At 58.1% G+C, this 6,546-nt stretch carries 6 protein-coding genes; all 6 read left to right on the top strand.

Features of this window, described 5'->3' with window-relative positions:
- Positions 1 to 703: 703 nt before the first annotated feature.
- Positions 704 to 1,393 carry an outer membrane beta-barrel protein gene (locus tag DBR20_RS20320; protein ID WP_108268044.1) on the top strand — a complete coding sequence of 230 codons (690 nt, stop codon included), beginning with the start codon at positions 704 to 706 and terminating at the stop codon, positions 1,391 to 1,393.
- A 172-nt stretch (positions 1,394 to 1,565) separates the two neighbouring features.
- The gene (locus tag DBR20_RS20315; protein ID WP_108268042.1) at positions 1,566 to 2,072 is read left to right on the top strand and encodes an H-NS family nucleoid-associated regulatory protein; all 507 of its coding nucleotides are present in this window, start codon (positions 1,566 to 1,568) and stop codon (positions 2,070 to 2,072) included.
- Between the two features lie 410 nt (positions 2,073 to 2,482).
- Positions 2,483 to 2,650, top strand: coding sequence for a hypothetical protein (locus tag DBR20_RS22230; protein WP_181393136.1), 168 nt, complete (start codon positions 2,483 to 2,485; stop codon positions 2,648 to 2,650).
- Between the two features lie 66 nt (positions 2,651 to 2,716).
- On the top strand, positions 2,717 to 4,828 hold the full coding sequence (locus tag DBR20_RS20310; protein ID WP_108268041.1) for a hypothetical protein: 2,112 nt from the start codon (positions 2,717 to 2,719) through the stop codon (positions 4,826 to 4,828).
- A gap of 297 nt (positions 4,829 to 5,125) precedes the next feature.
- Positions 5,126 to 5,959, top strand: a complete 834-nt coding sequence (locus DBR20_RS20305; RefSeq protein ID WP_108268039.1) for a vWA domain-containing protein — start codon at positions 5,126 to 5,128, stop codon at positions 5,957 to 5,959.
- Between the two features lie 2 nt (positions 5,960 to 5,961).
- The coding region (locus tag DBR20_RS20300) for a hypothetical protein (protein WP_108268037.1) at positions 5,962 to 6,546 on the top strand (585 nt) is incomplete at its 3' end.

The raw sequence follows: 6,546 nt of genomic DNA, 5'->3' as shown, positions 1-6,546 counted from the left end.
GACGAGAGTGTCGAAGGTGGCAAGGAGCTTGCTTTGTCACTAGCCCTACTTGAAGGCGTGTTCGACGCAACTGGGCTTGAGGCGGTTGGTCGCCTTGTCGCCCTGAACAGGCTTGCCATTGAGCGTGATACCGGGGTGTTCTTCTATCTGTAGCTGGGGAGGCCGTGCTTGGTGGGCGGGAGGGTTTCACGTCGCCGCGCGAGCCGTCATAGCCGTAATGCTGTAAATGGCGAGTGTATGAAGGTATCAATAGTCAAGCTGGTCAACGTGACTCTCGATGGAGCCTTTGTTGAGTTTTTGTCCTCCCTGGGGACGGGGCGCGCTCACTTTGCTGGCTAGCACTTCATTCAATCCGATGCCGTTGCTGACGCGCGGGAACATAGGCGTCCTCGGGCCGGTTCAATCATGCGCCTGGCATGGCGTTGGGATCTTGGTATTCCTTCTTGCGTATGCAAGAACACGCGGGAGTTGTGTGTGGCGCTTCATTCACCGGATGGTGCAGTAGTTGAGCCTAGGCCTGCTGGCCGCACATGGCGGTCGAATCACTGGCCGCAGGACCTCGATAGTCTGAACGTCAGCTGCCTGCCACCAAGTCTCACCCCTGGTCCCACATAGCCCCCTGCGACTTTGGAACTTCTTCTATGTTCCGCGCATGCCACATCGGGTCTCCTACGCCCTCTTATCCAACACGTAGGAAATCTCAATGAAAGCACTAGTGATCACGGCCGCAGCCCTGCTGGTGACGGGCACCGCCTCTGCCGCACCGGCAAACTGGGATGGCTTCTACCTGGGCGCCCAGGCCACCCACGGTGAAGGTCACACCAAGGACCGCAGCAACGCCGATGCCTCCAAGGAGAGCATCCGTGGCTTCACCGGCGGTCTGCAGGGCGGCCGGATGTGGCAGTTCGACAACAACGTCGTGGCTGGCATTGAAGGCGCTCTCACCTTCGGCAGCATCGACCGCGAGTGGAAGGACAGCCGGAACAATCAGTACAGCCCGTACTACGGCAAGGATTCGGTGACCCGTTCTGGCATGGTCAACGGCAAGCTGGGCTATGCCGCAGGCAAGTGGCTGCCCTACGTCAGCGCCGGCGTCACCGTGGCCCACCAGGAATTCACCTTGGGCTGTGACAAGTCCTTGGTGGCGGAGACCAACGGTTGCCGCGTTGCCGAGTTCGAGAACCGCGCATCTCACACCTCCACTGGTACCAATGTGGGCGCAGGCGTGCTGTACCGCTTCAATGATCGCCTCTCCGGTGGTGTGGAGTACCGCTATACCAACCTGGGCTCCAGCCCGGTGACTCTGCAGGACCCGAACTACCCGGCCGTAGGCCGTCGCAACTTCAACACCAACTACAGTAGCGTCACGCTGAAGCTGAATTACCACTTCTAAGCACCTGGCATCTGTCCCCGCTGTTCTCTGGCGGGGACAGCACCGGCTGGGCGAAAGATCCGCGAGACCCTTGCTCGATGAGTCGCACCGGCCGGGACTCCCCGGTCCGGCGGCGATGGCGCGCGAGGCCGCTGGGCTATACCCTTGGCACTCTTGTATTTGGAGTGAACCTGTGGCCCTGACTACCCTCAAATCGCTGGACGCGGAAATCAAGCAGCTGGAAGCTCAGAAAAAGCTGGTCGAGAAGCGTGACGGTGAGGTGCCCAAGGCTCTGGCCGTGCTCCAGAAATACGCCAAGGTACTGACGCCTGCTCAGCGCCGACAGGTGGCAAAGCTGATCGGGCGGGGTGTCGAAGTTGAGGCTTCCGGTCCTGCCAAGGCTGCCAAGGCGCCGTCGAAGGCGCGCAAGCTCGGCAAAGTGGCACCCAAGTACAGGCTGCCCGATGGTGCGACCTGGACGGGCAGGGGGCTTACGCCCAAGGTGTTTGCGGCTTGGTTGAAATCGGCTGAGGGCAAGGCTTGGAGCGCAGCCAATCCTGGCGAGCGATTCCCCGCTGCCGGTGAGAAGAGGACGGCCACCAAAGTTGTGAAGAAGGTTGCGAAGAAAACTGGGAAGGCCGCCCCGAAGGTGAAGAAGGCTTCGGCTCGGAAGGTTGCAAAGAAGGTCGCTCGCAAATGACGAGGGGGCCGCTGGGTTGATCGCGGATCTTTCACGGTTCGGGTGTATCTCGCAGCTATTGCTCGCGGGCTCGTCCGCTTCCGGCCGGCGGTGGTCGGAGGCCGAGTGCCCGGGAGTCAGTCGCAGCACGGATTGAGATTGCACGCCCCCCCCAGCTTCGCTGAATGGCCCTTCATCGCTTCCTGGCCAGTGGGTAGGCCGTAGTGCCATAAGAGGCATGGGGCTGATCTGGCATGGCTTGGGAGCATGCGTTGGGAGTTCTAGGCTATGCTTCGGCTAGGCATTTGCCGTCGGGCACATGTGTTGGTATCATGCTTAGCTGTCACTGTCCTGCATTGTGCGTGCGCAGCTTGTGCGCCCACGAAAGCAACAGGTGCATGTAACTCTACTTCTCGACTAGGAGTCCGCAGATGAATCCAATGGAATTGATTGCTGCTGCCTGCGATACCGATATTGGCGAGACGGCACGGACTGCTGTGTTCTCAGAGCTCGTCGCGGCCGCAGAACGGAGCTATGAAGATCACAATTCTCGTTTCGAGATGACGAGTGAAGACATGGCTTGCACCTATAGCCTGTAACTTTGAATTCCGAGAAGAAGCAGCCTCAGGGCTGCTTTTTTTTGTCCAAAATTCGGTGGCTTGGCAATGATCCCCTTTCTCGTCTGCGAATTCGGCAAGTCTGCAATCAGTAATCTGATCAAAGAGTGCTTTGGATCTGAGTTTCCAGAGATTTTCAGCAAGCCGCAGGTGGATTACATCTACCGGTATCTGAAAGATCTTGGTGCGGGTACTGTGCTGCTTGAGGCGCAGTATGTCGACAAGGACTACCTAGATGACTATTCGAAGTTCTACGTCCGTCGCTTCAGTAGCAAGGGGCACAAATGCGCTCGGCTACACTTTTTTGTTGGCAACCACAGTCATCGGGACTTTGAGGGCTGGCTCTCTAAAGGAATAGGGCCGTCCGAGCGTGAAGAGCTTGAGAGCTCGTATCTAGGCTTCACTGTGATCAAGCCGTTGCCTCAAACTTTTGTGGGCAAGACTTGTCTGCGCCTCTATCCAACCTTCAATAGCGAGACAAGGCATCACCTGGCAAGGCGCTACACAGTCAACCTGTTTGGAATCGAACTTCACGTTCAATCTATCGCGTTTCAGGAGCAGGACAAGGTGGTCGCGGCTTGCGCTACAACTGCCATATGGAGCGCGTTAAACGCTGTGGCTGCCTTGCCCGTGCGTAGCATTCCGTCATGCAGCGAAATCACAACTGCGGCAACAAATTTCGTGGCCGGGTCGAACAATCGTTTTCCGAGTAACGAACTTACGCAGAAGCAGATCCTGCGTGCTCTAGATGTAGCGGGATTCCGACACCATAGTGATTCCCTGAAGAGCGCGAAGGCTGACGAGGTCTTTGATCTAATCTCATGCTACCTGAGAAGCGGGATGCCCTTGATTCTAGGGGCCGAGGTGCACGAGCGTACGAAGAATGGGGGCTCACGCTTGTTGGGCCCACATGCGCTTGCGGTGGTTGGGTGTGAGACAAATCCCGCTGATCGGGCTCTCTACGTTCACGACGATAGACTGGGGCCCTTCGCCCGGGCCCGCCTCAGGCAGCACAGTGATGAGGCCGCATCGATTGCTGGCAGTGTCGTTCTGGCTCTACAGGAGAAGGACGATAACGGAAAGTGGACAAGTGCCAAGGATTTCCTTGTGCTCAGATCGTTGGTTGCGGTATCTGACAAGAAGGTACGCCTTCCGCGATTCCTGGCCTCGGCAACCGCCGAGTTCATCTGTAGCACATATCGGGCGGGTGTTCAGGAGATGGTGGGGGCTGGAAGTATGGAGGCTGCCCATAGCGAAGGTGTTCAGGCAGCACTGACCTTCGAACTGGAGGTTGTCGAAGGCTCGAAGCTCAAAGCAGAGATCTTGAATGCCCCGCTTCAAATGAGCAGCGCTCCAAAGGGGGCCAATTGGTCCTTTAGTGATTGGAATTCAGATCCGGGGAAGCGGCGCGTTGCATTTCTGTCGCGTGCACTTGCTCGATTCCAATGGGTGGTACGGTTCAAATACTGGGACGGCCCGGCATTCTTGTTGCTCATTGATGCCACCGATATTCCGCAAGGAGATGCTGTTTCTGCCGTGTATGTGCAAGACGCAACGCGATTTGGGGCATTCCTTTCAGCCCTTGAGACAGTGGTGCCGAAGGTGGATCTTCTGGCTGGCAAGGAGATCAATTTCTTTGGTTCTTTCATGCGGAGAATTGCGCACCGCAAGGACTCTTGGGGTGAATTCCTCGATAAGGCGTATGGTGCTCCACGGGCGCCCATGCGTCTTAAGCCAGAGGAGATTAAGAGTGGCGATATTCGGGCCAACCCAAATCTGCGCAAGTACTATGAGGCGGTCGACAAGACCCTCGAGGAGGAGTTCTCTGGGTTAGTGGCTGTGGGTGGCTTCCTCATTTGGGTGATCGACCATGAGGGAACGCTCCTGGTCGGGCGGGAGGATGGTTTGCAAGGGCATCCGACATTGACGGGTTTCAAGCCCGCGCGTGTTGGAGGGGAACTCAAGCGAACAGAGTCTGGATGGACCATCAACTCAAAATCAGGGCGTTACAGCAACAACTATGAGGACGCGGCGCCATATTTGGATAGTGCCCTGAGGAAGTTTCAGGCAGTGTTTTACCGATCGCGAGACGAATTCAACATTGAGTATCGACCGCCGGCTTTGGGCGTTGCCACGGGGGATCCTGCAGTTGTCGCGTGAGTTGCTCCATCTTCTGGGAATCACTCCGGAAGTTGCGTGAAGCACGGTATTTTGATCTCTAGAAATCGAAAAGTCTGTTGCCTGGCCTTCGATTGAATCGGGTTCTCGTTGATTGTCTTGGGGGTATGTAGGCAGTCGCCAGTGTGAGTCGGGAGAGCCAGGGCAATTTACTCAGCGATTGATGACCTAATGGTGGAGGTTTCAGCCTTGGCGCGGCATGATAGGAGAGGGGAAGCGGAATCGTCCAATTCAGGCATGGCCGCCGATCTCCACCTTTCTGGCTTGTAGGGGATATCCATGGCTTACACCGCTGAGATCAGCAGAACCAGTCCGACCGCGTTCCTTTTCCTCGTCGATCAGTCCGGCTCGATGCAGGACACGATGGAGAACGGCAAGTCCAAGGCGCAGTTCGTCGCAGATGTGCTCAACCGCACCCTTGCCACCTTGATCACGCGATGCACCAAGTCGGAAGGCACGCGCGACTACTTCGAGGTCGGCGTCCTGGGCTATTCCGGGTCTTCAGCGGGAAATGGCCTGAGTGGTGGGCTGGCATCGACGGTCCTCCATCCGATCTCCCAGATCGAAGCCAATCCTCTGCGTGTGGAAAGCCGCACCAAGAGGGTGGATGACGGCGCCGGCGGTCTGGTGGATCAGTCCATCAAGTTCCCCGTATGGTTTGAGGCCAAGGCCTCGGGCGGAACCCCGATGTGCAATGCAATCACCACAGCGGCCGGAGAGCTGGTCGCCTGGTGCGATGCGCATCCGGACAGCTATCCGCCTACCGTGCTTCACGTCACCGATGGCGAGTCCACCGACGGTGATCCGGAATCCCTTGCCCAGCAGCTGCAGCAGATCAGCACCAACGACGGCAATGTGCTGCTGTTCAACCTGCACGTGAGCACCAGCGGTGGTGACCCGGTCAAGTTCCCGAGCTCTGATGCGGGCCTGAGCGACGCGTACGCCAAGCTGCTGTTCCGCATGTCCAGTGCGCTGCCTCCCCACCTGCAGAAGGTCGCGGAGGAAAAGGGCATCAAGGCAACGATGGAGTCCAAGGGCTTTGTGTTCAACGGTGAGATCGCCGAGATCGTGGACTTCTTCGATATCGGTACGAGGGCTGCGCAGCTGCGCTGACCATGGCTCTGACCGTTCTCTTCGAAGGGACGGTGGCCAAGCACGTTGAGTCACCGGATGACAATGAGGACGCCTACCGCCTGGCCCCTGAGAGGGGGCGGGTGGTGCTGTCGGACGGTGCGTCCGAGTCCTTCGACGCCCGAAACTGGGCGCGTTTGCTCGTTGAGCGCATCGCAGACGAAGAGCTGTCTATGGATGCGGTCACTGCGTGCGCGCGCTCATACGAAGCGATGCATGATCCGGAGACTCTTTCCTGGTCAAAGGCTGCGGCCTATGAGCGGGGGAGCTTTGCCACGCTGCTGGTTGCGCAGGATCTGCCCGAGGCCAATGCCGTTCAAATCACCGCGGTTGGTGACAGCTTGGCCGTGTGGCTGGACGGTGATCAGTGGGTGACCTCAGCCCCTTATGAGTGCTCGGGCCAGTTCCAGGAGAAGCCTTCGTTGCTGGCCACCCGGCTGGAGTTGAATGAGCCCGGTGGTCATCTCTGGAGCATCCGCGAGTGGACGTATGAACCGCAGGGACATCGGTTCCTGCTCTGCATGACCGATGCGCTTGGTGCCTGGCTTCTCGCTCACCAGGAGCGGGGG

This window comes from Stenotrophomonas sp. HMWF023, from assembly GCF_003060985.1.
Classification (GTDB): Bacteria; Pseudomonadota; Gammaproteobacteria; order Xanthomonadales; family Xanthomonadaceae; genus Stenotrophomonas; species Stenotrophomonas lactitubi.
This window is presented reverse-complemented; position numbering and strand designations above follow the sequence as displayed.

Excerpts from the sequence above, each read along its gene's own strand:
- DBR20_RS20320 (WP_108268044.1), top strand. The coding sequence starts at position 704 with ATGAAAGCACTAGTGATCACGGCCGCAGCCCTGCTGGTGACGGGCACC.
- DBR20_RS22230 (WP_181393136.1), top strand. The coding sequence starts at position 2,483 with ATGAATCCAATGGAATTGATTGCTGCTGCCTGCGATACCGATATTGGC.
- DBR20_RS20310 (WP_108268041.1), top strand. The coding sequence starts at position 2,717 with ATGATCCCCTTTCTCGTCTGCGAATTCGGCAAGTCTGCAATCAGTAAT.
- DBR20_RS20305 (WP_108268039.1), top strand. The coding sequence starts at position 5,126 with ATGGCTTACACCGCTGAGATCAGCAGAACCAGTCCGACCGCGTTCCTT.